22 protein-coding genes are annotated in these 25622 nt (G+C 50.1%); 16 read left to right on the forward strand and 6 right to left on the reverse strand.

The features are described from left to right. The 3 genes from KK083_RS28645 to KK083_RS28655 form a co-directional block, all read left to right on the forward strand. A partial coding sequence (locus tag KK083_RS28645) for a class I tRNA ligase family protein (protein ID WP_254169582.1) occupies positions 1-2306 on the forward strand: 2306 nt, incomplete at its 5' end. Positions 2307-2345: 39 nt separating this feature from the next. Beyond that, positions 2346-3047, forward strand: a complete 702-nt coding sequence (locus KK083_RS28650) for a lipoprotein signal peptidase (RefSeq protein WP_254169583.1) — start codon at positions 2346-2348, stop codon at positions 3045-3047. A gap of 153 nt (positions 3048-3200) precedes the next feature. Then, positions 3201-4715, forward strand: a complete 1515-nt coding sequence (locus tag KK083_RS28655) for an amino acid permease (protein WP_254169584.1) — start codon at positions 3201-3203, stop codon at positions 4713-4715. A 264-nt stretch (positions 4716-4979) separates the two neighbouring features. Here the strand turns inward: KK083_RS28655 and ccsA (KK083_RS28660) are convergent, their stop codons facing one another. From ccsA (KK083_RS28660) to KK083_RS28685, 6 genes are all read right to left on the reverse strand, one after another. Then, entirely contained in the window at positions 4980-7532 is a 2553-nt protein-coding gene (gene ccsA / locus KK083_RS28660) for a cytochrome c biogenesis protein CcsA (protein WP_254169585.1), read from the reverse strand. A 48-nt stretch (positions 7533-7580) separates the two neighbouring features. Beyond that, positions 7581-7985, reverse strand: a complete 405-nt coding sequence (locus KK083_RS28665) for a cytochrome c maturation protein CcmE domain-containing protein (RefSeq protein WP_254169586.1) — start codon at positions 7983-7985, stop codon at positions 7581-7583. 64 nt (positions 7986-8049) lie between these two features. Next, the gene (locus KK083_RS28670; RefSeq protein WP_254169587.1) at positions 8050-8286 is read right to left on the reverse strand and encodes a CcmD family protein; all 237 of its coding nucleotides are present in this window, start codon (positions 8284-8286) and stop codon (positions 8050-8052) included. Next, complete coding sequence (gene ccsA, locus KK083_RS28675; RefSeq protein WP_254169588.1) at positions 8270-8947, reverse strand: cytochrome c biogenesis protein CcsA; 678 nt, start codon at positions 8945-8947, stop codon at positions 8270-8272. The genes KK083_RS28670 and ccsA (KK083_RS28675) overlap by 17 nt, the downstream gene beginning before the upstream one ends. 83 nt (positions 8948-9030) lie before the next feature. Further along, positions 9031-9696 carry a heme exporter protein CcmB gene (locus KK083_RS28680; RefSeq protein WP_254169589.1) on the reverse strand — a complete coding sequence of 222 codons (666 nt, stop codon included), beginning with the start codon at positions 9694-9696 and terminating at the stop codon, positions 9031-9033. A gap of 2 nt (positions 9697-9698) precedes the next feature. Further along, complete coding sequence (locus KK083_RS28685) at positions 9699-10727, reverse strand: GumC domain-containing protein (protein ID WP_254169590.1); 1029 nt, start codon at positions 10725-10727, stop codon at positions 9699-9701. Positions 10728-10821: 94 nt separating this feature from the next. Between KK083_RS28685 and KK083_RS28690 the strand changes: the two genes are divergently transcribed. The 13 genes from KK083_RS28690 (at position 10822) to hisH (ending at position 25616) form a co-directional block, all read left to right on the forward strand. Next, positions 10822-11847 carry an NAD-dependent epimerase gene (locus tag KK083_RS28690; RefSeq protein WP_254169591.1) on the forward strand — a complete coding sequence of 342 codons (1026 nt, stop codon included), beginning with the start codon at positions 10822-10824 and terminating at the stop codon, positions 11845-11847. Positions 11848-11856: 9 nt separating this feature from the next. Continuing rightward, positions 11857-13107 (forward strand): nucleotide sugar dehydrogenase, encoded by a 1251-nt coding sequence (locus tag KK083_RS28695; RefSeq protein WP_254169592.1) that lies wholly within the window; start codon positions 11857-11859, stop codon positions 13105-13107. Positions 13108-13114: 7 nt separating this feature from the next. Then, a complete protein-coding gene (galE, locus tag KK083_RS28700) occupies positions 13115-14134 on the forward strand; it encodes a UDP-glucose 4-epimerase GalE (protein ID WP_254169593.1) in 1020 nt (339 codons plus the stop codon). Positions 14135-14389: 255 nt separating this feature from the next. Continuing rightward, complete coding sequence (locus KK083_RS28705) at positions 14390-15514, forward strand: DegT/DnrJ/EryC1/StrS family aminotransferase (protein ID WP_254169594.1); 1125 nt, start codon at positions 14390-14392, stop codon at positions 15512-15514. Continuing rightward, on the forward strand, positions 15511-16095 hold the full coding sequence (locus tag KK083_RS28710) for an acyltransferase (protein ID WP_254169595.1): 585 nt from the start codon (positions 15511-15513) through the stop codon (positions 16093-16095). The genes KK083_RS28705 and KK083_RS28710 overlap by 4 nt, the downstream gene beginning before the upstream one ends. 259 nt (positions 16096-16354) lie before the next feature. Further along, complete coding sequence (locus KK083_RS28715) at positions 16355-18952, forward strand: LamG-like jellyroll fold domain-containing protein (protein WP_254169596.1); 2598 nt, start codon at positions 16355-16357, stop codon at positions 18950-18952. A 70-nt stretch (positions 18953-19022) separates the two neighbouring features. Beyond that, positions 19023-19991 carry a Gfo/Idh/MocA family oxidoreductase gene (locus KK083_RS28720; protein WP_254169597.1) on the forward strand — a complete coding sequence of 323 codons (969 nt, stop codon included), beginning with the start codon at positions 19023-19025 and terminating at the stop codon, positions 19989-19991. A gap of 9 nt (positions 19992-20000) precedes the next feature. Then, positions 20001-21107, forward strand: coding sequence for a DegT/DnrJ/EryC1/StrS family aminotransferase (locus KK083_RS28725; protein WP_254169598.1), 1107 nt, complete (start codon positions 20001-20003; stop codon positions 21105-21107). A gap of 38 nt (positions 21108-21145) precedes the next feature. After that, positions 21146-22096, forward strand: a complete 951-nt coding sequence (locus KK083_RS28730; protein WP_254169599.1) for an NAD-dependent epimerase/dehydratase family protein — start codon at positions 21146-21148, stop codon at positions 22094-22096. Further along, entirely contained in the window at positions 22093-22986 is an 894-nt protein-coding gene (locus KK083_RS28735; RefSeq protein WP_254169600.1) for an NAD-dependent epimerase/dehydratase family protein, read from the forward strand. Before KK083_RS28730 ends, KK083_RS28735 begins: the two co-directional genes overlap by 4 nt. Continuing rightward, positions 22983-23687 carry a metallophosphoesterase family protein gene (locus KK083_RS28740; RefSeq protein WP_254169601.1) on the forward strand — a complete coding sequence of 235 codons (705 nt, stop codon included), beginning with the start codon at positions 22983-22985 and terminating at the stop codon, positions 23685-23687. The genes KK083_RS28735 and KK083_RS28740 overlap by 4 nt, the downstream gene beginning before the upstream one ends. Before the next feature lie 3 nt (positions 23688-23690). Then, positions 23691-24746 (forward strand): ATP-grasp domain-containing protein, encoded by a 1056-nt coding sequence (locus KK083_RS28745; RefSeq protein WP_254169602.1) that lies wholly within the window; start codon positions 23691-23693, stop codon positions 24744-24746. A gap of 258 nt (positions 24747-25004) precedes the next feature. Further along, entirely contained in the window at positions 25005-25616 is a 612-nt protein-coding gene (gene hisH / locus KK083_RS28750; protein WP_254169603.1) for an imidazole glycerol phosphate synthase subunit HisH, read from the forward strand. Positions 25617-25622: the final 6 nt, after the last annotated feature.

The raw sequence follows: 25622 nt of genomic DNA on the forward strand, positions 1-25622 counted from the left end.
TCCCTACTGTTGATAAGAAGGGCAAGTTTGTAACACCCATCGGCAAAAAACTACAGGAAGGTGTTGAACGATACCACATCAAAACACATCGTCCCCTGGGGCCTGATGATTTTTATGTGAAGAACTATACCAATGAAGATGAGGCGCACGCCGACTACAAGACCACGGACGTGATCATCTCCATCATCCTGAAAGAAGAGAACAAAGCTTTCAAGGTGGAGAAATACGAGCACACGTACCCGCACTGCTGGCGTACAGACAAACCCGTGCTCTACTATCCGCTCGACTCATGGTTCATCCGTACCACGGCGCTGAAAGACAGAATGGTGGAGCTGAACAAGACCATCAACTGGAAACCCGAGTCTACGGGAACAGGACGTTTCGGCAACTGGCTCGAGAACCTGGTTGACTGGAACCTGTCACGCTCAAGATATTGGGGGACACCCCTGCCCATCTGGCGTTCAAGAGATGGTAAGGAAGAGCTTTGCATCGGTTCGCTGAAGCAGCTCAATGCCGAGATCGAAAAATCCATCGCCAGGGGATTGATGAAGACCTCACCGCTCGCCGCGGGAGACTTGCACAGACCTTATGTAGATGATGTGATCCTGGTAAGCGCTTCGGGCCAGCCCATGTACCGCGAGCCGGACCTCATTGACGTGTGGTTTGATTCCGGCGCCATGCCTTATGCGCAGTGGCACTATCCTTTCGAGAACAAGGATGTGTTCGAGAAAAATTATCCTGCCGATTTTATTGCCGAAGGTGTTGACCAGACCCGTGGATGGTTCTTTACCCTTCACGCCATTGCCGTGATGCTGAGCGAAAGCAGCCCCGAAGTGCAGGCCGTGAACAAGAAAGTGAACAATGGCGGCGTCGCTTTTAAAAATGTGATCTCCAATGGCCTGGTGCTCGACAAGAATGGCAACAAGATGTCGAAGAGCAAAGGCAACGTGGTGAACCCGTTCGAGGCCATCAGCAAATATGGCCCTGACCTGGTGCGCTGGTACATGATCGAGAATGCACCGCCATGGGATAACCTGAAATTCGACTTCGACGGCATCGTGGAAGTGCAGCGCCGGTTCTTCGGTACGCTGCTCAACACCTATTCGTTCTTCGCGCTCTATGCCAACATAGACGGTTATGTGAAAGACGAGATGAACGTAGTTGCCTACGAAAAGCTCTCGAACCTAGACCGCTGGATCCTCTCCAAGCTTCAGTCGCTGATCGTGGAAGTGACCAAAGCGCTGGAAGAGTACGAGCCCACCCGCGCGGCCAGGGCTATCCAGGAGTTTGTGAACGATCACCTGTCAAACTGGTATGTGCGCCTGAACAGGAAACGTTTCTGGAAAGGTGAGATGAGCGAAGACAAGAAGGCTGCCTACGAAACCCTGTACGAGTGCCTCACGGTAACGGCACAGCTGATGTCGCCCATCGCGCCGTTCTTCAGCGAGTGGCTGTACAGAAACCTCACCGAGAACATCAGAGACAAGGCTGTTGCCAACAAGACACCGCTGCGCCACACGTCTGTGCACCTCACAGACCTGGTGAAAGCTGAGCAGAAACGCATCGACAAAGACCTGGAGATCTCCATGGACTATGCCCAGCACATCAGCTCGCTGGTGCACTCCATCCGCAAGAACAGCAAGATCAAGGTGCGCATCCCGCTGCAGAAGATCCTGTTGCCGGTGCTCGACGGCGCTTTTGCGCAGCGCATCAAAACCGTGGAGGAGATCATCCTCGCCGAGGTCAATGTAAAAGGCATCGAATACATCGACGATACGTCAGGCCTCCTGGTGAAGAAGGTGAAACCGAATTTTGCCAAGCTGGGCAAACAGTATGGTCCTAAAATGAAAGAGGTTTCGGCGGTGATCAATGCCCTGCAGAAAGAAGAAATTGCCGCGCTCGAAAAGAATGGCAAACTTTCGAAAGATGGTTTTGATCTTGTGCTGGAAGATGTGCTCATCAGCTCCGAGGATATACCCGGCTGGTCGGTGGCCACCGAGGCAGGTGTTACCGTTGCGCTCGACATCAACATCACCGAAGACCTGAAGAAAGAAGGGATTGCCCGTGACTTTGTGAACCGTGTGCAGAACCTGCGCAAAGACATGGGGCTGGAAGTGCTGGACAAGATCGGCATTGAAGTGGAAAAAGACGGCGAGCTGGTAACGGCGGCGCTGACCGAATTTAAAGAATACATCAGCATAGAAACCCAGGCGCTGAGCCTCGAGCTGAAAGAGAAGCTCCAGGATGCGGCAGAGGTCGATATGGATGAGTTCATGCTGAAGATCAAGATCAGCCTTAAAAAATAACTGTTCAATTTTTTGAACAGACAGACAAGCATAATTTCAATGAAGATCTACAAGTATTTCATCATCGCTCTTGTTGTTATCATCATCGACCAGGCGTCCAAGCTGCTGGTGCATGAGCACATGTACCTGCACCAGGAGATCAACGTGATCGGTGATTGGTTCAGGCTTCACTACCTCCTGAATCCGGGTATGGCCTTCGGCATCCGCTGGAACAATGAGTTCGGCAAGCTTGCCCTTACCGTGTTCCGCATCGCCGCCATGGCAGGCATCGGCTACTACTTGTGGCGCATGGCTTCCAGGAATACACATCCTGGTTTTCTCTGGTGTATGGCTCTCATTCTGGGCGGTGCTGTGGGCAACGTGATAGACAGTACCTTTTATGGTGTGCTGCTCAACAACCACCCAGCAGGCTCGCCCACGCCTTGGTTTCACGGGCAGGTGATCGACATGCTCTTCTTTCCGATCTTCGAGTTCTACATTCCCGACTGGGTACCTTTGAAGGGGGGAGAGTTCTTCCTGTTCTTTAGCCCGGTGTTCAATATTGCCGATTCTTCTATTTTCATCGGCGTTGTTACCATCCTGCTGTTCCAGCGCAGGTTCTTCAAGGATAAGTTTCACCACGACGAGACCGACGAGGCAGCCACGCCGGCGCCTGGGTCCAACGGCATCGATGGAACAAGCTCTCTGACCGTAGGCGATTCAGCCTCTTCGGAGACAAAAGATCCCGAGCCAGTCTCCTGAACAAAACTCCACTGAGTAGACGGATTTATCCCGTTCACATAGGAAATTTCACGAACCGCAAAACGATCGTTAGCCAAATTCATTATTCTTCTTACTTTTAGGGATTAAAGTAGTTAAACCAATTAGTTAAAACCTAAAACCTGGAAGAATACAATGAGTTTGTTTATCAAAAAGCCTTTAGCGCAATTGCTTGCCCAGGCTGGCGATTCTGACAAGGGACTGAAGCGTACCCTTGGAGCTGCCAACCTCGTTGCCCTGGGCATTGGCGCGATCATTGGGGCTGGATTGTTTGTGCGCACCGCGGCCGCAGCGGGTGAAGCTGCAGGTCCTGCCGTTGTTGTTTCATTCATCATCGCAGCGGTTGGTTGTGCGTTCGCAGGCTTGTGCTATGCGGAGTTTGCCTCCATGATCCCGATCGCGGGAAGCGCTTACACCTACGCCTATGCTACGATGGGCGAGCTTGTGGCCTGGGTCATTGGCTGGGCGCTGGTGCTGGAGTATGCGCTGGGCGCTGCAACCGTATCCATTGCGTGGAGTGAGTACCTTAATAACTTGCTGGGAGGTGCAATCCCCTACTCGTTGAGTCACTCGCCGTTCGAGCACCTGGTGACCAGGCTGGTAAACGGAAAAGAGACCCTGGTTTCAACTACTGAACTACTGGCCGGCGACGCGGTTGTCTCTGCCGGTATCGTGAACCTGCCCGCATTGCTGATCCTCACCATCCTCACGCTGGTGCTGATCAAAGGAACACAGGAATCGGCCAGCCTCAACGCCGTGATCGTGTTTGTAAAAGTGGCCATTGTGCTGATCTTCATCGCCATCGGCTGGTCATTCATCAATCCTGAAAACTATACACCCTTTATCATCCCCGAAGGCACGCCTGGCCATGATACCTTCCGTGAATTCGGATGGGGCGGTGTGCTGGGTGGCGCCGGTATCGTATTCTTCGCCTTCATCGGTTTCGACGCCGTGTCAACAGCAGCCCAGGAAGCGAAGAATCCCAAACGTGATATGCCCATCGGTATCCTCGGATCGCTCGTGGTATGTACCATCCTTTATGTATTGTTCTCACGCGTGCTCACCGGTATCGCCAACTGGGAAGAGTTTAAGACGGTAGGTAAGGAAGCTTCTGTTGCTTACGCTATCCAGACCTACATGCCCGGCTATGAGTGGCTGGCAACGTTGATCAGCGTGGCTATCCTCGCCGGTTTCTCATCGGTGATCCTTGTGATGTTGTTAGGCCAGTCGCGGGTATTCTACTCCATGTCTAACGACGGCCTGTTGCCCAAGGTATTCGCGGTGCTTCACCCTTCGTACAGAACGCCTTATAAGTCTAACCTGATATTGCTCGTTTTTGTGGGCTTGTTTGCCGGCTTCATTCCTGGAAGCATGGCCGGTGACCTCACCAGCATCGGTACACTCTTCGCGTTTGTGCTGGTGTGCGTGGGTGTATGGATCATGCGGGTGAAGAACCCCGAGTTGCCACGTGCCTTCAAAACACCGCTCGTTCCGCTCGTGCCTATTCTGGGTATCGTTGTCTGCAGCGCCATGATCGTAAGCCTCGACCCTTATACCATACTGGTAGCCGCCGTGTGGATGGTGATAGGCCTCGTTGTTTACTTCGGCTACAGCAAGGACAGGAGCAACCTCCGAACGGGGAAGAAGTGATCGAACGAATTCATAAAAAGAAAGGGCTTCGATCGAAGCCCTTTCTTTTTTTAAGACGGTATGAAAAGTTGCCGGTTGCCAGTTGCCGGCGGGATGGTTTCAGGTTAGAAGTTTCAAGTTTGTGGGAGTTATCCATCAGAAGGCGGTTTGAAAATATCAGTCTCCGTTGTTGGTCCTGCCTTCAATGCAGCATCTCACCAACTGGCAACCGGCAACTAAACCCCACAACTTTAAACTTCAAACTTTAAACTTTAAACTTCTAACTCACTCGAGTCCCTTTTCCTTCATCTTCTTAAACTCCCTTGACCTTCTCACGATTGCTATTCCAAAACCGATCATCAGCACCAGCGTGCCGATCCACAATACGTTGATCAGCGGCTTTTCGAAGGCCTTCAGCACGATCCAGTCTTTCTGGCGTGTATCGATACCGATAGAGAACTGTCCCGTTTCTGGGTGAATGTTCATGAGCGTGAGCCGTACGCCCAGGTCTTTGATCTCGTCAGGGATGCGGCCCACCATCCGGTTGCGGATGATGAAGATGGGTTCGGCCAGGTACTCTTCATACTCGCCTTTCACCCTGATCAGCGCTTTTACCGCAACATCGGCCGAGTCGAGCTTCGTATTGCCGATGCTGAAGATGCGTTCCACTTTTTCGAGCACAGCAACGTAGTCGTTGGCGAAAAACTCTTGCAAAGCAGCCACCTTGATCTCTTCCGTTTTGCTCCACTCTGCTTTTTCAGGATCGTTCAGGTCAACAATGTGTGCGTAAAGATCTTTTGAGAGATCGCGTTTGATATCGGGAGATGCTGCAACGCCCATGGTGGGATTGTCCTGGATGCGGGGATACAAAGTATGTTTGCCGCCACCCTGGCTTACAAGCTGCACCTCGTAATATTTGTTCTCGGGGAAGATCTCGATGGTGTCTTTGGCATTGAACAGCTTGCGTCCGTTGTATTGGATATCACGTTTGGCCACAACGCGGTACGGATCTTCGATGAACTCAACATCGTTGGGGTTCAGGTATCCCGACTTCCATCGCGGCTCCAGGCGCTCGCCCTTGAACTCGATCTTGTAACCTGCCATGGTACGCGGCTCGTTGATGAAGAGCAGCAGGTTCTCGCGGTTGTATTCTTCACTGGCCTCGCGGCTGTATAAAAGTCCTGTGTTGTTGAGCGACACCACTTTTGAATAACCCGAAGAGAACATCATACCGATGAGCATCATGCCCACACCGATGTGTGCTACGGCGCCTCCGGAAAGCCCGGGGCTTGACTTGAGGAGCGAGAGCAGGATCTTGCCATTGGCGATCACCGTGAAAAGCGCGCTGAACAGGATGATGAGATAACGTGCGTTGATGGCCTCGCTGCTGTAGAAAGAAACCATCACCTGCAGGATCACCACAAAGGCCACCAGTGTGATTATGAACGGCATGAGCAGCTCCTTGCCCAATTGCCGCACGTCCATTTTTTTCCACCAGAAGAATTGCCCTACCGCTGAAAGCAACGCTATCGCTACCGCAAACCACAGCTGGAACTTGGTGTAGAAATAGATCTGGTCAGCCGGCGGGGCCATGTTGGAGGAGAAGCCGAGGAAACCTACAAATTTATTCCATGCGGGGATGGAAGTGGGCAACAGCACCTGGAAGCCCATGAGGCAGATCACCAGTGTGCCAACAAAGATCCAGAACTCACGCGAATAAGTGGAGACTTCTTTGTCTGACGACGGGATCTCTTTCCAGCGAACGATCGAAAGTATGATGGCGCCGAACAGGAAGAACCCGAGGTATACCAGCAGTTGTCCGCTGAGACCCAGGTCGGTGAAGGAGTGAACAGACGAATCGCCCAGCACACCGCTGCGGGTGAGGAAGGTGGCATACAGCACCAGCACAAAAACGGCGATCACCAGAATGATGGAAGCCTTGAGCGCAGTCTCGCTGTTCTTGTAAGTGATCATGGTATGGATCGAGGCTACCAGGATCAGCCACGGAACATAGATGCCATTCTCCACCGGATCCCAGTTCCAGTAGCCGCCGAAGTTCAACGTCTCATAAGCCCAGTACCCACCCATTAAAATGCCCAGGCCCAGCACTGCGCCGCCGAACAACGCCCAGGGCAGCGCGGGCCTCACCCATTCGCGGTACTTCTTAAGCCACAGTCCTGCCAGGCAGAACGAGAACGGAACAAGCGTGGAGGCAAATCCCAGGAACAGTGTAGGCGGGTGGATCACCATCCAGTAGTTCTGCAACAGGGGATTGAGTCCGGTGCCGTCGTTGGGAATAAATTCAGGATTAGACACGAAGATCGGCGCATTCTGCATCACCTCGCGCAGCAAAATGAAGGGCGAGCTGCCGATGCGGAAGTCGAGGCCAGGGATCACCACACCCAGGATCATGGAAGCAAGAAAAGCCTGCACCAGCCCGAACACGGTCATCACCGGTGCTTCCCAGAAACGGTTTGTAAAGATCAGCACCAGTCCGAGCGCCGCCTGCCAGAACATCCATAACAAAAAGCTTCCCTCCTGGCCGTTCCAGAAAGTAGAGATGAGATAATGCAGCGGCAGATTTCTATCGGAGTGGCTATAGGCGTAATGGTATTCGAAATAGTGATTGTAAATGATGATGAACAGCGTGACACAGATGCCCAGCACAGCCGTGGCGTGCACGTAGAAGGCCACAGCGCCGTTCTTCCGCCATTGATCTTTGAGGTCAAGCGAGGCGGCGCCGGTACTTCTGAAATAAGAGAACGCCGAAGCGATGGCAGCGATAAAAGACGTAATAACAAAAAGGTGACCGAGGTCACCGACAAAATAATGCATCATCTTGGTAAGTACGAATTACGAGATACGAGGTGCGATTTGGGGTGCCCGCTAAACATTTACTTTTTCTTCCTGGTATTTGGAGGGGCATTTCAGGAGGATCTTGCTGGCAACGAACGTGTCGCCTGAGTAGCTGCCGATCACCACCACTTTTTCAGATTTGGTGAAATCAGCGGGCATCGGTTCTTTATAACTTACTTTTTGTTCTTTGCCATTGTCATCGATCATGATGAAGGAGAATGAAACCTTGTCAGCGCCCGGCTCGATGCCAACGATGTTTCCATTGCCGTCTTTTTTCAGCTGGCCCACCACGTGGATGTCTTTCTGATTTCCTGTAGAAGCCAGTTGATATGCTTCCGAGAAGCTTACGTAGCTGCTGGCGTCATCGGCCGTGGCAACAAGGATACCCACTGCTGCGGCAATAACGACGATGATCAGGATATGCGACTTTTTCATGACCTTCAGTGATTTGGTGCAAAGTTAACTACAAATTGAACAGCTTGTTCTAAAACGATTCTCTTCATGATTTGGTTTGCTGTCTTTCGTGGAGCAGTTTCTCCATTTTGCTCAACTTTTTATCGAGCAGAAAAAGGTAGGCGATCAGGCCGGCGAGCACCACCAGGATGATGGCCACCACCACATAGATCTTGCCTTCAGAGCGCATTACATCTGCCATTTCTACTTTTTCAGGCTGTGCAATGGCGGCATTGCAGAAGAGGAGCAGCAGGGCGGCCAGGTACTTAACGAGATGTTTCATGTTCAAGGTCTAAAAGTTTTTCTTCGATTGTTTTGATCTTGATCCGCAGCGACGCGATCCAGTATCCTACGATAAACCAGCCAGCGGTGGCGGGGTAAAGCACCAGCCGCATTCTGCTGTCGAGGTCATACATGTTGAAGCCGGGATTTCCGCCGCTGCCCGGGTGCATGGAGCTGGTCATGCGGGGAATGATGAAGATGAGCGGCACCATGGCGGCGAACGCAAAGATGTTATACACGGCGCTGAGCCTGGCTTTCTGCTCATGGTTCTCAACAGAGCCACGCAGCACGAAATAAGCGAGGTACACCAGGCAGGCAATGGCGGCACCGTTCTGCTTGGGATCTCCATGCCAGGGCGAGCCCCAGGTGTAATTGGCCCAGATCATTCCGGTTAAAATGCCGAGAATGCCAAACGCCAGTCCCACATGCGCGAAGGCTTCCGCCCGCACATCATATTCTGCCAGTGGCTTGCGCAGATAAAGAATGGCGTTATATAACGAAAGGCTGAACAGGAAGCACATACCGAACCACATGGGTACGTGGAAGTAGGTGGCCCGCACGGTTTCGTTTACAATGTTAAGCCTGGGCACATCGAACAGCATGCCCCCGATGTGAAGATAGAAGAGGAGGCCTATGGCCAGGATTTTTAACCAGGTTTTCATACAAAAAAGGGAACGGACGGCGGCGCAGGCAGGTTACTGCCGGTTTGTCATCCCGTTCAAAAACGACGGGAAGCTGCCGGGTTTTAGCTGCGCCAAATATAAGGGAACAAGAGGTACGCAAGGGCTGTGCTTATACAATTTATTGCAAGAAGGTTGAGCAGTTCATCGTAGCTCGCCGACCGCTCGAGGCCATCGAGAACGTTTTTGGTAACCTTGATGGCCATCAGCAGGATACTGATCACAACCGGGAAGCTCAGCACCGCCACCAGGATGTTGCTGTTGCCCGCCTTCGATGAGATGGCAGAGATCAGTCCAAGCGAAGAGGAGAAGCCAACGGACGTGAGCACAAGGGTGAGCACAAACAAAGGCTGATCCTGTACGGGATTATGAATAAAAAGATGAAACAGGAAATAACCCACCAGCGAAAGGATGAGACAGAGCAGGGCGTTATAAATGATCTTGGAAAGGATGATGGCTTCGGCAGGGGCCACGCTGTAGTAATAAATAGACAGCCCCCTTTTTTCGCCGATGAAACCTTTGGCCACGCTGTTGATCACTGAAAAGAGAATGGTGAGCCAGAAGAGCGCAGACCAGGTAGCCTGTGAGATAGAGGCCTGGCGCAGGCTGAAGGTCAGGTAACAGATAAAGATGAGGCTTAACAGGTAGAGACCGATGCCCGAGATCACCGACTTGCGCCTTAGCTCGAGCGTGAGCTCCTTGCGGATCAATATCTTGATGGCCTGAAACAAGATTAGGCGCTGGTTGAATATTTCGCCAGCAGCTTGTCAAATTTCCACGCGCCGATGATGAGGTAGCCCATCAGCCAGGAGATCCAGAATGAAATGAACAGGACCTCTGGCAGGCTTGCGCCCTCCGGTTGTTTGAAAGTTGTAAAACCTTCAATTACTTCGAAGTCGGCCTTGATGTAAAGTTTCTTTTCGATGTCAAGGATCTCGTCGTTTATCAGAATATCTTCTTTAAAAACATCGAGCGGGTTGAAGCCTTTTTCATCCTTCAGCACCAGGCTGTTGCTCCCCCGGTTGGGTTGCCTGGCAAGCGCCTCGATGTTCTCAAAAAGTAGTCCCTTTAAGCTGTCGAGCTTCTGAGATTCTTTCTTGAGCTTTTGCTTTTTGTTCATCAGGTTGATATGGTTGATCTCGATCCGGTTCTTGATGTAAGAGCTGTTGGCGAAATAATTGATCAACGCTTTCTCCAGGGGTTTTACAATGTCAGGGTTATAAACATACACGCTGATCTCGTAAGCGTTTTTGTTCTCGATGGTGAGTTTGGCCATCACCTTCTGAACCAGATCTCTTTTGTCGGCAGCCAGGTTGTTAAGCTGCTCGCGGAGCACTTCCATCTCTACAATATCACGGTCAGATACGAAAGGTTTTGATTCGAATCGCAGAATGTTCGAGGCGGTGCTGGCATCGATGCCCAAAAGCTCCGATAAGCTTTCACCTCCCGGCTCGGCGCTCAGCTGGTTTAATTTGGCGATATTGCTCTCAACGATCTGGTTATTGAGATAGTCGCAGCTGAGGATCATGGTGGTCTTGTAGAATTCTTTTTTCAGCAGCAGGGAATAGAACGTGCCCAGCGCAAGACCTATCAGAATGAGAATAAAAAAGAACAGCTTGTTTGAAAAAAACAGATTGCGCAGCGAGGCGATCCCGTAGATGATCGCATTCCCGAACCGGTTAAGACCCAGTTGTATCCATCTAAAAAACTGCGCCAGATCAAATTCTTCCGGGTTTTTCTGCCTGTTTTCGGGATGCTCCATTGTTCTTTTTTTTAATGAAAGCCGCAATTTAATATAGATTCTATTTAATATTCATATTTTTGCCGCTCCATTTTATACAAGTACTGGGTTTATCATGTCTACGTCTGAGAATATTCTGATCACAGGGGCGGCCGGCTTCATTGGTTTTCATCTCATAAAAAAAATCAGCAGCAAGGGTTACCATGTAATTGGCCTGGATAATCTTAACGACTACTACGATGTTAACCTGAAGAAGTCAAGGCTTAAGATCCTGCAGGAGCTTCCTGATTTTGAATTCCACCAGATGGACCTTGCCGACAACAAGGCCCTGAACGATCTTTTTAAGGAAAAGAAAATCAGCCGGGTAGTAAATCTGGCCGCACAGGCCGGTGTACGGTACTCGCTGATCAACCCGCATGCCTACCTGCAGAGCAACCTGCACGGGTTCCTCAATATACTGGAGGCTTGCCGCCACAACCAGGTGAAGCACCTCGTCTACGCATCGTCGAGCTCGGTTTATGGCGCCAATAAAAAAATGCCGTTTTCCGTTCATGACAATGTAGACCATCCCATCTCGCTGTATGCGGCCTCGAAAAAATCGAACGAGCTCATGGCCCACACGTATTCGGCGTTGTATGGTCTGCCCACAACCGGCCTGCGTTTCTTTACCGTGTATGGTCCTTACGGCAGGCCCGATATGGCGCTGTTCCTGTTTACCAAAGCAATCCTCGAAGGCAAGCCCATCGATGTATACAATAACGGCAAAATGAAAAGGGACTTCACGTACGTGGAGGATATCGTTGAAAGCATCGCCCGCCTGATCCCCAAAGAAGCCAAACCCAATCAACAATGGAGCGGCATGAAGCCCGACCCTGCCACCAGCTTTGCGCCGTACAGGGTGTTCAACATCGGCAATAACAGTCCCGTTGAGCTGATGCGTTTTATCGAAGTGGTGGAAGAGACCCTCGGCAAAAAAGCAGTAAAGAACCTGCTGCCCCTGCAGGAAGGTGACGTTCCTGAAACGTATGCCGATGTGCAGGACCTGATGAATGAGGTGAACTTCAAACCTTCAACACCCATAGAAGTGGGCATTAAGAATTTCATCGACTGGTATTTGCAATATTATAACATAAAAAAATAACGATTAATCATGGAGAAAATAGGCATCATAGGCCTTGGATATGTAGGTCTTCCCCTCGCTGCAGAACTCGGTAAATTCATGGATGTCATCGGTTTTGATATCAATAAAGAACGCATCGAAGAGCTGAAAAAAGGCCATGACAGAACACGTGAGGTTGAAGCGCACGAGCTGAAAAGCTCTAAAAACCTCCGCTTTTCTTCGGATATACAGGATATCAAAAGCGCCAACTACTACATCGTTACCGTGCCCACGCCCGTTGATGAGTACAAAAAACCTGACCTCAGGCCACTGGAAAGCGCCAGCAGGACCGTTGGTAGTGTATTGAAGCGCGGCGACATCGTGATCTATGAATCAACGGTGTACCCTGGCTGCACAGAAGAAGTGTGTGTGCCGATCCTCGAGAAGACCAGCGGGCTGAAATTCAATGTCGATTTCTTCTGTGGTTATTCTCCTGAGCGCATCAACCCCGGCGACAAGCTTCACAGGGTAACTACCATTAAAAAAGTAACGAGCGGCAGCACACCGGAAGCTGCTGAAAAAGTTGACCAGCTCTATAAAAAAATTGTGCAGGCAGGCACCCATAAAGCATCTTCGATCAAAGTTGCAGAAGCTGCCAAGGTCATCGAGAACTCACAGCGCGATATCAACATCGCTTTTATCAATGAGCTGGCGCTGATCTTCGACCGCGTGGGCATCGATACCCATGAAGTGCTTGAGGCTGCCGGCACCAAGTGGAACTTCCTTCCCTTCAAACCAGGATTGGTGGGTGGTCACTGCATCGGTGTGGACCCTTACTACCTCACCCACAAAGCTGAAAGCCTGGGTTATCACCCCGAGGTGATTTTGTCGGGCCGCCGCATCAACGATAACATGGGCATTCACATCGCCAACTCGGTGATCAAGCTGATGGCACGCAACGAGCTCCCCATCAACAAAAGCAATATCCTTGTACTCGGCATAACTTTTAAGGAAAACTGTCCCGACATCAGGAACAGCCGTGTGGTGGACGTGATCCAGGAGCTGAAGAGCTTCGGCACACAGGTAGACGTGTATGATCCGCAGGCCGATGCCGAAGAAGTGAAGCATGAATACGGCCTCTCGCTCATCAGCGCACCCAACAAGAAATACGATGCCATTGTGCTGACCGTAAGCCACGAGGAATTCGCTGCGATGAACTGGAGCAACATGAAGCACGAAAAAACGGTTGTTTACGATGTAAAAGGATACCTGAAGAAATCTGAAGTAACAGCACGTTTATAGCGATACAATGAAGAAAATTCTCGTTACCGGAGGCGCCGGATACATCGGTGCCCACACTGCAGTGGAGTTGATGAACGCAGGTTACGAAACCGTGCTGATCGACAATTTTTCAAAAAGCAACCGCACGCTGCTGGAGGGCATCGAGAAGATCACTGGCAAGAAGGTGAGCTTTTACGAAGGCGACTGCCTCGACGAGGTTTTTTTACAGAACGTATTCAAATCACACGGGCCTTTTTCGTGTGTCATGCACTTTGCAGCCTACAAATCGGTGGGCGAATCAGTACAGGATCCGTTGGGCTATTACAGGAATAACATCCAGAGCCTGGTAACCCTGCTGCAGGTAATGAAGCAGAACAACGTGAAGGATATTGTTTTCTCTTCATCGTGTACAGTGTATGGCCAGCCTGACCACATTCCGGTAGACGAGAACACACCTTTCAAACGGGCCGAATCACCTTACGGAGCAACCAAGCAGATGTGCGAGCGTGTGCTGGAAGACGCTTTTATCACAGGCTTCAAGGTTATATCACTCCGGTATTTTAACCCCATCGGCGCGCACCCCAGTGCATGGATTGGCGAGCTGCCGATCGGTCCTCCCAATAACCTTGTGCCGTACATTACGCAAACCGCCATCGGCATCCGTGAAAAGCTCACCGTTTTTGGCAGTGACTACAATACCCCTGATGGCACCTGCATCCGCGACTTCATCCACGTGGTAGACCTGGCGCTGGCACACATCAAGGCCATGGAATACCTGAACAAGGTCAGCGAGCCAACGCATTACCAGACCCTGAACCTGGGCACGGGACTGGGCGTATCGGTGATGCAGCTGATCAACCAGTTCATTGAAGTGACCAAGGTGAAACTTCCTTATGTAATGGGCCCCAGGCGGCCGGGAGACGTGGAGAAAGTCTATGCAGATCCCGCCAAAGCAAACCGGCTCATTGAATGGAAAACAAAATATTCCGTTGCTGACGCCCTTCTCCATGCATGGCAATGGGAGAAAAAGCTGGCTGGCAGGAGTTAATCAACTTTGTTTTGGCTATACCGACCGCAAAAATCAACTGATTTCGTATTTTTGCGGCGTTTTTTAAACTATTCCAGCCAAGCATTGAAAGTATCTGCTGTTAGTGAGATCCCATCGAAGCTTTTAAAAATATTGCTTTCCGGCGTCGGTATTCCCAAAATATCCGGCTGCCAGCCTGGCGGGAAACAACCGGCGGGTTACTTCATGCTGCCTTACCACGTATTATCCTAGTTTCCATTAAAAACTACCTATCCAATGAATATTAAAATGGTTGACCTTTATACGCAGTACGCGCAGATCAAGCCTGAGATAGACAAGGCAATGGAGGCGGTGCTGACGTCGACCGATTTTATATCAGGTAAGGCAGTGGGTGAATTTGCCGCTGGCCTGGGGGCTTACCTCGGTTCAAATGTGATTCCCTGCGCCAACGGAACCGATGCCCTTCAGATAGCCATGATGGCCCTTGACCTGAAACCAGGCGATGAGGTGATCCTGCCCGTGCATACGTATGTGGCCACAGCCGAGGTCATCGCGCTGCTGGGCCTGACGCCGGTTTTTGTTGATGTGGATGAGCATACTTTCAACATCGATGTGCGCCAGATCACCGCGAAGATCACACCGCGCACGAAGGCCATTGTTCCTGTTCACCTCTACGGACAATGCGCCGACATGGAACCGCTGATGGAGATCGCCACACGGCATTCACTGTATGTGATCGAAGACACGGCACAGGCATTGGGCGCGGATTATACTTTCAGCAATGGCTCCAAAAAGAAGGCCGGTACCATCGGTACCATCGGCACCACATCCTTCTTCCCTTCAAAAAACCTGGGCTGTTTTGGCGACGGAGGAGCGATTATCGCCAATGATAAGGCCCTGGCAGAGAAGATCCGCATCATCGCCAACCATGGCCAGCGCATCAAATACCATCACGATGTAGTGGGTGTGAACAGCCGCCTGGACACCCTGCAGGCAGCCGTGCTGAATGTGAAGCTGAAATACCTTACGGAATATACCGCCAAGCGCAATGCCGCGGCAGCATACTATGACGAGCACCTGGGCAAGCTGAATACGGTGCGCATACCGGTCAGGGCCAAAAACTCAACCCACGTTTTCCATCAGTACACCATCAAAACAGCGGAAGACCAGCGTGACGTTTTGAAAAAGACACTGGAAGGAATGGGAATCCCAACCATGATCTACTATCCGGTGCCACTGCACCTGCAAAAAGCCTATCTGCGCGATGGGTTTGGTCCCGGCTCTTTCCCGGTCACGGAAAAGCTCTCCAAAACTGTGATCTCGCTGCCGATTCACACCGAACTAACTACCGGTCAACTTGAGTATATTTGCAACGCTATAAAAAAGACCTTAAGCGCATGACAGACAAAAGTACGTTTTATGCCCATCCCACCGCTGTTATCGACGAGGGCTGCGAAATAGGGCAAGGAACCAAGATCTGGCATTTTTCACACATCATGCCCAAATGCATCATCGGCGAAAACTGCAACATCGGTCAGAACGTAGTGATCTCTCCTGACGTGGTGTTGGGAAAAAATGTGAAGGTTCAGAACAACGTTTCCATTTATACGGGTGTCCAATGCGAAGACGACGTGTTTCTTGGTCCATCCATGGTTTTCACAAACGTCTTTAACCCCCGAAGCGCGGTGAATCGGAAATCGGAATACGCTAAGACCATGGTGAAAAGAGGTGCAACAATAGGAGCTAACGCTACAATCGTTTGCGGGAACAACATTGGAGCATTTGCCTTTATCGGTGCGGGCGCTGTTGTAACCAAAAATGTGCCCGACTATGCGCTTGTAGTGGGCAATCCGGCACGACAAACCGGCTGGATGAGTGAATATGGTCACAAACTGATCTTTGACAACAACGGCATTGCTGTGTGTCCGGAGAGTAAGGAGCAATATAAACTTGCGAACGGAAGGGTTTCTAAAATCTCCTGAAGGGAATATATGTCGGTTTTCCGTGTAAATGAAGCAACCGGGGCCGGCGGTGAGGCTTGGTTGGAAGCTGAAATCCGATGCAGGTTAGGAAATTAACACTGGTGCATTAAACCTTACGCGGAAAACCGGTCTAATGGAATACAGACGACCGCAATTTTTGAAGACCTATAGTAGAAGGCAAATGCGCGTACAAGAGAATGAACATTGTTATGTTGACAATAAAATTAAAGTATCAAGCAGGGCACCATATTTTATCGCGATGTATTTAAGAGTCTGCAATACTATTTTTTTACTATTCGTGTTTTTCTCACTGGCAAACTGCCAGGAATCAACGATTAGAGTCCCCGCCAGCAAAGATCTTGACCTGAGTCCTTTCACGGAATTTATCAATAATGGCGTGGTGCTGGCAGAGGATCGCTTTGGCAATAAGAACGAGGCGTATTTTTTTGATGGTAAGCGCTCGAATATCGAACTCATAGCGCCTGACCTTCTGCCATTGACAGGAGATTTTACCGTCTCATTCTGGCTGAGAACCAATAGCAAGAGGAGAATACAGGCGTTCAGCTCTGGCGACCTGGACCATGGCAACTTCGATTTTGATATCCATCCTGTGACCGGTATCTGGGCATACTGGAATGGCGGTGGTGACCACGGTATTCAGTACGACTCCTCCAATATCGCCGATGACAAATGGCATCACATTGCGATCACGCGCGCGGAAGAAATCGTAAAGATGTACCAGGATGGAAAATTTGTTGGTGAGTATGCGTACAAAGATCCGATAGGGTCATCAACGGCATTGATTCTGGGAGGCAGAAGCGCATTTCCGTTCGATGGATACCTGGATGATATCAATATCTACCCCACTTCCATGACCGGTGTGGAGATCAAAGACATTTATGATGAAAAGCCCTTCTTCGTTTTTCCAAATCAGAATTCAGTTTTAACGGCAGGTTATTTCTACGACATTCTGCTGACGTCTATCAATGGCAGTACGGTTGATCTTGAAGTGTCTTATAACAGCGGTGCTTCCTGGGCAAGAGTAGCTTCCGGGCTAACGGTTCAGGACCCCCTGATAAACTGGCAGACAATGTCCCTCAAAAGCGGGTCGCGTCTGTGTAAGCTCAGGCTAAAAGATGAGAACGGAGAGGTTATTGCCCAGTCTGCTCTCTTCAGGCTTAACCCGCCGACGATCTCAACCGACTATCAATGGGAAAAAGTCACCGAAGATGCACCCTGGCATCCTCGCGATGGCGCAGGAGTAACCGTGCTGGGCAATAAGGCCTGGTTGATGGGCGGATGGAACCCCAGCATTTATCCGACAACAACCTCCAACGAGCTCTGGTCTTCTCCCGACGGAACCAACTGGCAACCGGCTGGTGTTGCGCCGTGGGAAGGACGACACGTTTCAGGATGGGTGAATTTCGGGAATGCGATATGGCTGGTGGGAGGAGACGCCAATCAGCAGCGTTATCAGACCGACGTCTGGAAAAGTACAGACGGTGTGAACTGGACGGAGGTCATAAGCGAGACACCATGGATGCCCAGGGCCAGTCATATGGTGACCGTTTTCAAGGGCAAATTATGGATGGTGGGTGGACAGGAGTTTAACAACGGCGTACTGAAAGGCGATTCTGTTTTCAACGATGTCTGGAATTCGTCTGACGGAATACAGTGGAATATGGTTACCGCCAATGCACCATGGGAAGGTCGTGGCTTCGGTGGCCTGGTTTCGTTTCGCGGAAGGCTTTGGCTTTTCGGAGGTGGAAAATATAATTATCCACGCGAGTATTACAACGATGTGTGGAGTACTGCCGATGGCATCACCTGGACCAAGCACGTGACGCCCCCCTGGCGTGCGCGTTTTTTCCACCAGACTGTGGTGTACGATAATAAGGTGTGGATCATCGGAGGCTATGGCGATAATAGTGGCAATCTCGGTGATATATGGTACACCACAGATGGTATGCGGTGGGTGCAGATGGAAAATGTGCCATGGTCGCCAAGGCATGCGGCTACCGCTTTCATCTTTAACAATAATATGTATCTGACCTGTGGAACAACAGGCAATAATCCAGATTCGTTGGAGAACGATATCTGGAGAATGAAACCCTATCTCAATGTCAACCTGCCTTATAATCATGATCTGATCCTTCCCTTCGGAGAATCTCTTAACCTGAAGATAGCGCAGAGTCCAGGCTACCAGTACTCCTGGTACAAAGATGGCACCGAGCTTGAAGGTGAATCGGGTCCTTCCATCGATATTGTGGAAGACGGTGAATACGCCGTTTTTGTGCGGAGTACAAACGGTGCGTTAAAGGGACAAAGCAATTCAATAAAAGTGCTGTTCGAGCCAAATGTTTCACTGAACGTAGGAGCGGATACGCTGGTGTATGTAGATAAGCTGCGGATCGAGACATATTATGATCCGGAGTACAGCTATTCGTGGTATTATAACAACAAGCGTGTTCCTGACATGGACACCAGCGCCTATGAGGCAAAGTTGGAAGGCCATTATTTTGTGGAAGTAACGGGTAAAAACGGGCTGGTGAAATCAAGTCCGGCAATCTATATTTCGTTTTCGACCGAATTGAGTTCCACAGGCGAGCCCAAGCTGATGCTGGAGAGCAGAAATGAACGGTACCTGGACATTTACTATTTCAACAAACCCGTTACAGGTGCCGTCTCCTTGCGATTGTTTGATATGAACGGCCGGGAATTTTACCGGGAAACTGCTGATAAGGTTGAAACGATACAATATTTTAGTGTTAATATTGAGCATCTGTCGGCGGGTATGTTTATCGCATTAATAGAAACCTTTAACGATAAGCGATCAAGGAAATTTTTGAAAAAATAAGCAGCCGTCGCACGTGGATAGTGATGCGTCGTCGTCAGATTTTTTTCAGTTTTTTTAAGAATTTGTATACATGAAAAATTTTGCTTTGATAGGAGCAGCAGGTTTTATAGCTCCAAGGCATCTGAAGGCGATTAAAGACACAGGTAACAATTTACTGGCCGCGCTTGATGTATTTGACAGCGTGGGCGTGATCGATAGCTATTTTCCGAATGCCGATTTTTTTGTTGAGTTCGAGCGCTTCGACAGGCATATCGATAAATTGAAGCGGAAGGGAGTTAAAACAGATTACGTTAGTATCTGTACGCCCAATTATCTTCATGACTCTCATATACGGTTCGCTTTGCGCCATGGCGCCGATGCGATATGCGAGAAGCCACTGGTGCTGAATCCTTGGAATATCGACGCGCTGATGAACCTGGAACAGGAATCCGGCAAAAAGATCTTCAACATCCTTCAGCTCAGGTTGCATCCGGTGATCATTGAATTGCGAAACAAGATCCAGTCGGGGCCGAAAGATAAGGTCTATGATGTTGAATTGAGCTATATCACTTCCCGTGGCTCCTGGTATTACACAAGCTGGAAGGGCGAAATGAACAAATCAGGCGGGATCGCCACCAATATCGGCATTCATTTCTTCGATATGCTCACCTGGATCTTTGGCGCCGTAAAAGAAAATGAAGTGCACATCCACACGCATGACAGGGCGGCGGGTGCGCTGGTGCTGGAAAGAGCACGGGTGAAATGGTTTTTAAGCATCAACTACGATGCAATTCCCGAGAACGTGAAAGCCGCAGGCAAAAGAACTTTCAGAAGCATCACTGTTGACGGCGAAGAAGTGGAGTTTAGCGAAGGATTTACCGATCTTCACACCCGCAGCTACGAAGAAATATTGAAAGGAAACGGATTCGGCATCAACGAAACCAGGCAGTCTATAGAGCTCGCGCATGATATCCGTCATAAGACGCCGCTTGGATTAACAGGCGACCATCATCCCTTCGCAGCCCAGCCACTTTCAGCTCATCCATTCCAGAAAAATTAAGCATCGCGCATGAAGAGCTTTATTCCGCTTAGCAGGCCCAATATAAAAGAAGAAGATATAGAACGCGTTGCGGAGGTCCTCCGGTCGGGTATGCTGGTGCAGGGTGAGCATGTAAAGGCATTTGAAAATGCCATCGCCGCTTTTATCGGATGCAAATATGCCATCGCCGTTTCCAATGGTACGGCATCTCTTCACCTGGCGCTGAAGGCGTTGCATATCGGGCCGGGAGATGAGGTGGTCATCCCTGCCTTCTCTTATGTTGCCACGGCCAACGTTGTTGAGCTGGTTGGCGCCAAGCCGGTGTTTGTAGACGTTGAGCTCACCACCTGCAATATTCAGGCACAGGCCGTTGCCGATCTGCGATCGCCGAAGATCAAGGCATTGATGCCTGTTCACGAGTTTGGCCTGTCGGCAGATATTCAGAAGTTGTCTCAGATCGCCAGGCAGAACAGCTGGGCGCTGATCGAAGATGCCGCCTGTGCGCTCGGAGCTACGGAGCATGGCAAACAGGTGGGCACTTTTAAGGAATTCGGGTCGTTTTCGTTTCATCCAAGAAAGGCCATCACGTCAGGAGAGGGTGGTTTGATCACTACGAATGACGACGATCTTGCCAATAAGATCTATGTGCTGCGAAACCACGGCATCTCCACACAAGGTTATCTCGACTTCATTGATGCCGGATTCAATTACAGGCTTACTGAAATGCAGGCAGTATTGCTGACGGGCCAGCTGAAGCGTTTCGACTCAACGTTGGCACGGCGCAAGGAGCTGGCAGCGCTATACAACGAAAGGCTTCGCGGCATTGCGCAGGTCAGCCTTCCGCAATATGCCCCGGAGAAGGAACACACCTGGCAGACCTTTCACATTTTGCTTGACAGGAATATCGACCGGGCAAAACTTATACTGGCACTGAAAGATCACGGTGTGGGAACGAATTACGGAGCCCAGTGCATCCCGGCCATGACCTACTATAAAGGCAAATACGGTTTTGATGCCGAAAAAACATATCCCAACGCCTGGGCTCTCTACACGCGGGGCCTCGCGCTACCCATGTTTGAAACATTGACGGATGATGAGATACATTACATTTGCGATACGTTAATAAGGTTACTCTAGCATTACTCAACCAACTCTCGACCAAAAATTAAAAATCAATGAAAGGAAAAAATATCTTCATTACTGGCGGTGCCGGCTTTATCGCAAACACACTCATCAAAAAGCTTATCGAAGACAATAAGATCACGGTATATGACAATTTTCATCGCGATACACTGACTGCAAGCGGCTACGCAAATCATCCCAATATAAAGATCATCAAGGGAGATGTGCTCGATGCTGCCCATTTAACGGCATCGATGCAGGGCGCAAATGTGGTGGTGCACGCCGCGGGGATTGCAGGGATCGACACCGTTATAAAAAATCCGGTGAAGACCATGCAGGTGAATATGATCGGCACGGCCAACGCGCTGGAGGCCGCCCGCGTCAACCAGGTCAGTGACAGGTTTATCGATTTCTCCACATCAGAGGTCTTCGGATCCATGGCGTTCAAGTCTTCAGAAGAAGATCAGACCGTTGCCGGATCTGCCGGGGAAGCCCGTTGGACTTACGCTGTGAGCAAGCTGGCAGGAGAGCACCTTGCCCATGCCTACTACTCTCAGTATAAACTTCCGGTAGTAACTGTTCGTCCATTCAATGTGTATGGCCCCGGACAAACCGGTGAAGGCGCTATCCAGATATTCATTAAGAGGGCGCTTAAAAATGAAGAGATCCACATCGATGGCGACGGCGCCCAGATCCGCGCGTGGTGTTATGTTGATGACTTTGTCGACTGCCTCTTCCGGTGCCTTGACAACCCTAAAGCTATCGGCCACAGCTTTAACATCGGAAACGCGCGTGCTGTGATAACAATCCTCGGGCTGGCACAAACCGTTTGCCGGGTGCTGAATTCCCGCTCCAAGATCCTCTTTGATCCGCCGCTGTCTGCCGACATCGCGATCCGCATCCCCAGCGTGGATAAAGCAAAAGATATTCTGGGATTCAAAGCTATGGTTGATCTTGAAGAAGGCATCGAGCGCACTGCTGAATTCTTTAAAAGCCTCGCGTGAATATAGTTGTTACTGGAGCGGGCGGTCACCTGGGTACCGTAATAACACGTGACCTGATCTTAGAAGGACACAACGTTATCCCTGTTTTCCGCAAGGCGCCCACCGGTAACACATTTACTTTTGCGCTTGCCGGCGACCTTTCGAAAGAAGCGTTGCTGGATAAGCTGAAACAAAAGCCCGATGTTATTGTTCATACTGCTGCCAACATCCCGCTGGCGGATTCCGGTGCTGAAATAATTACGGAGAACAGGGAAACAGATACGCACGTTATCCGGTATTGCCGCGACAACAACGTTTTGCTGGTGTATACGTCAACGGCATACCTGTATGCCCTCGACGGTGGCAATGCCGGGTACCTCACTGAAATGGCCCCCGTCAGACCCTCGGGCGAGTATTACGCCGGGAAGCTGGCATCAGAGGAGCGTATCAGGGAACAACTGCCCAGGCATATCATACTGCGTTTATCATCGCCTTATGGCCCTCACAAAAGACACGAGAACGTGCTCATCAAATTCATTAGAAATGTGCTTCGTGGCGACGATCTGGTGCTGAGCGGATCGGGTCAGAAACTGCAGGACTTCATTCATGAAGATGATGCCTCGTATATGGCAAGGCAATGCATCGCCAAATCGGCCTACGGTACTTTTAATTGTGTTTACGGGCACTCTGTTTCAATGATCGAACTCGCGGAGATGCTGCGCGCTATGGTGCCTGGCACGCGGTCGCATATCCGTTTTTCGGACCGGGAAGATCCTTCCGAAAAACTGAATATCAGGTTTAGCAACGACCGGCTTAAAGCGCTGGGCATCGCGCCAAGGGTGTCTTTGCAGGATGGCCTGCGCCGCCTTATCAGGCATTTTCAGGAACAACCCCATGAGACCATTTCATGAAAATCGGCTTCATTTCTGATATCCATGGGAACCATATTGCCCTGAAGGAAGCATTGACGTTCCTGAGACAGGCAAGCAAGGTTAGCGAGATCTTTTTCCTGGGCGACGCGATCGGCTATATGCCCGATGCCAACGCCGTGGTGACTACTTTACGGGAAGAGAATATAAACTGCCTGATGGGAAATCACGAGGCCATGTTCCTGGGATGGTTACCGACCGATGCCCGGGCCGCACAGGTCTATCAGTTCGATAAGATCAGGGGTACAATGGCTGACGGCAATCTTGAATTTCTTAAAAAGCAGCTGCCATTCCGGGAGATCTCCGTGTCCGGAACAAGGATACTCATGGTGCACGGAAGCCCGGTAGATCCTTTGAATGGATATCTTTACCCCGATACGCCGCTTGGCAACATGCAGGCATATCCATATGATTTTGTTTTGATGGGCCACACGCACAGGCCTTTTATCAGGCAACATCATTCATCGTGGTATGTGAACGTGGGCTCATGCGGCATGCCACGCGATACAGGAGCCCTGGCGGCCGTTGCTGTGCTGGATGTGAATACGAAAGAAGCCAGGATCTACAGATTACCGCTGAACATAGCGGCGATGAGAGAAAAATACAAAGGGGTTCATCCTGATGTGGAAAATCTTTGGGAACGTACCATTCCCGTGAAGGATATTGTTGGAGAAATAATATAGGATATGCAAATAAATGTTCTTGTTACCGGCATTGGCGGCGGTGGAGTGGGCGAGCAGGTGTTAAAAGCGCTTAAGTTGTCAGGGAACGCCTATACCGTCATAGGCACAGATGCCACCGGGCTTTGCAATAACAAATTCAAGGTTGATCACTTTTACCAGGTACCCGGCTCCGCGCAGCCGAACTATATTGAAACGTTGCTTCAGATCTGTGAAAAGCACAATGTACGCGCCATTATTCCCGGTTCTGAACCCGAGCTGAAAGTGATCAGCCGCGACAGGCAACGTTTCACAGACCGGAACGTGCTTCCGTTGATCAATCCAGACAACGTTGTTCGCATCTGCCTTGATAAGTTTTTAACGAACAATTTCTTTGTCGACAATGGTTTTCTTTTTCCGAGATCCTATCAGATAAAAAGCCTGGCAGACCTTGCGTCTGTCACCTTTTTTCCGGTGGTGATCAAACCATCTGTAGGTGGCGGTGGCTCAGCCAATACCATGATCGCGCAAGACAAGGCCGAGCTGGAGCTGTTCTCACAATACATGCTCACCATTTACCAGGAATTTATTCTGCAGGAGTATGTCGGAACGCCCGAAGCAGAGTATACCGTGGGTGTGCTGCTGGGCATGGATGGAGAGCTGATCAATTCGATCGCCATCAGGCGCAATATCATGAGCGGATTGAGTAACCGCATCAAAATAAAGAACCGTACAGGAAACGATGCGCTTGGTCCCTTGCTTGTGGTGAGCAGTGGCATTTCTCAGGGAGAGGTGGTGGCCAATCCCAAGGTTACAGGTTCGTGCGAAGAGATCGCCAGAAAAATAGGCGCCCGCGGAGCGATCAACATACAATGCAGGGTTCACAAAGATGAAGTGTATGTATTTGAGATCAATCCAAGATTTTCCGGCACCACTTCCCTGCGCGCCATGGTAGGTTATAATGAGCCGGACGTGCTCATCAGAAGAGAGATACTGGGTGAAAAGATACAGGGCAGGTTTCCATATAAGCTGGGCCATATAACGAGGGGGCTCAGCGAAACCTATATCGGGGAGTTGCAATAACATCCTCCAATTGCCAACGATTGCATGATGCTCACATGGAGTGGGTATCCGGCTGCCGACAGCACCCGGTCACCAGGCGCGCGGGCTTATAAAAGCGGCCGAAGTAGGGAAAGTGGAAATTGAGTATGCCTTAGTATATAATATTTTTGATAAATTTGCGCGCTAAATAATGCTCTGGCAAATCTGGATTAAGCTGGTCATTTAATTTAAATACGCACAGAAGCCTGTTCATCTTAATCCTAAAATCAAGCAGTCTGTATGATCGCAATTGTAGACTATGGAATGGGTAACATAGGATCGATCCTGAATATGTTCAAGCGGATCGAGGTAAAGGATGTTATTGTTACCGGCGATGCAGAAAAGATCAGAAAAGCAGACAAGATCATTTTGCCCGGCGTTGGATCGTTCGATACAGGAATGATCCACTTGAAGGAGAATGGACTGATCGAAGTTTTAACTGAAAAAGCGCTGAAGCAGCGAGTGCCGGTTCTGGGCATCTGCCTGGGTATGCAGCTGATCACCAAACGAAGCGAAGAAGGCGTGGAGCCCGGCCTGGGTTGGATCGACGCCGAGACCAAACGATTCCAATTCGATCCTTCGCTGAAGTTGAAGGTTCCGCACATGGGCTGGAATTATTTGACCGTTAAGAAAGAGAATGCGCTGATTGAAGCGGATGAGAAAAAAAGATTTTACTTCGTTCACTCCTATTACGTGAAGTGTAATGTTGAATCGGATATACTGGCGGAAAGCCACTACGGATTTAAATTCACCTGCTCATTGAATAGAGACAATATATTTGGGGCTCAGTTCCATCCGGAGAAAAGTCATAAGTTTGGAATGAAGTTGTATAAAAATTTCGCTTCTTTATAATCTTCC

It is taken from the genome of Chryseosolibacter histidinae (assembly GCF_018598225.1).
GTDB lineage: Bacteria > Bacteroidota > Bacteroidia > Cytophagales > Cyclobacteriaceae > Chryseosolibacter > Chryseosolibacter histidini.

What these genes read in the sequence shown, in the direction of transcription:
- KK083_RS28740 (WP_254169601.1), top strand. Translation starts at nt 22,983, where the DNA reads ATGAAAATCGGCTTCATTTCTGATATCCATGGGAACCATATTGCCCTG.
- KK083_RS28705 (WP_254169594.1), top strand. Translation starts at nt 14,390, where the DNA reads ATGAATATTAAAATGGTTGACCTTTATACGCAGTACGCGCAGATCAAG.
- KK083_RS28730 (WP_254169599.1), top strand. Translation starts at nt 21,146, where the DNA reads ATGAAAGGAAAAAATATCTTCATTACTGGCGGTGCCGGCTTTATCGCA.
- galE (WP_254169593.1), top strand. Translation starts at nt 13,115, where the DNA reads ATGAAGAAAATTCTCGTTACCGGAGGCGCCGGATACATCGGTGCCCAC.
- KK083_RS28720 (WP_254169597.1), top strand. Translation starts at nt 19,023, where the DNA reads ATGAAAAATTTTGCTTTGATAGGAGCAGCAGGTTTTATAGCTCCAAGG.
- KK083_RS28695 (WP_254169592.1), top strand. Translation starts at nt 11,857, where the DNA reads ATGGAGAAAATAGGCATCATAGGCCTTGGATATGTAGGTCTTCCCCTC.
- KK083_RS28690 (WP_254169591.1), top strand. Translation starts at nt 10,822, where the DNA reads ATGTCTACGTCTGAGAATATTCTGATCACAGGGGCGGCCGGCTTCATT.
- hisH (WP_254169603.1), top strand. Translation starts at nt 25,005, where the DNA reads ATGATCGCAATTGTAGACTATGGAATGGGTAACATAGGATCGATCCTG.
- KK083_RS28670 (WP_254169587.1), bottom strand. Translation starts at nt 8,286, where the DNA reads ATGAAACATCTCGTTAAGTACCTGGCCGCCCTGCTGCTCCTCTTCTGC.
- ccsA (WP_254169585.1), bottom strand. Translation starts at nt 7,532, where the DNA reads ATGATGCATTATTTTGTCGGTGACCTCGGTCACCTTTTTGTTATTACG.
- ccsA (WP_254169588.1), bottom strand. Translation starts at nt 8,947, where the DNA reads ATGAAAACCTGGTTAAAAATCCTGGCCATAGGCCTCCTCTTCTATCTT.
- KK083_RS28685 (WP_254169590.1), bottom strand. Translation starts at nt 10,727, where the DNA reads ATGGAGCATCCCGAAAACAGGCAGAAAAACCCGGAAGAATTTGATCTG.
- KK083_RS28725 (WP_254169598.1), top strand. Translation starts at nt 20,001, where the DNA reads ATGAAGAGCTTTATTCCGCTTAGCAGGCCCAATATAAAAGAAGAAGAT.
- KK083_RS28655 (WP_254169584.1), top strand. Translation starts at nt 3,201, where the DNA reads ATGAGTTTGTTTATCAAAAAGCCTTTAGCGCAATTGCTTGCCCAGGCT.
- KK083_RS28710 (WP_254169595.1), top strand. Translation starts at nt 15,511, where the DNA reads ATGACAGACAAAAGTACGTTTTATGCCCATCCCACCGCTGTTATCGAC.
- KK083_RS28665 (WP_254169586.1), bottom strand. Translation starts at nt 7,985, where the DNA reads ATGAAAAAGTCGCATATCCTGATCATCGTCGTTATTGCCGCAGCAGTG.
- KK083_RS28715 (WP_254169596.1), top strand. Translation starts at nt 16,355, where the DNA reads ATGTATTTAAGAGTCTGCAATACTATTTTTTTACTATTCGTGTTTTTC.
- KK083_RS28745 (WP_254169602.1), top strand. Translation starts at nt 23,691, where the DNA reads ATGCAAATAAATGTTCTTGTTACCGGCATTGGCGGCGGTGGAGTGGGC.
- KK083_RS28650 (WP_254169583.1), top strand. Translation starts at nt 2,346, where the DNA reads ATGAAGATCTACAAGTATTTCATCATCGCTCTTGTTGTTATCATCATC.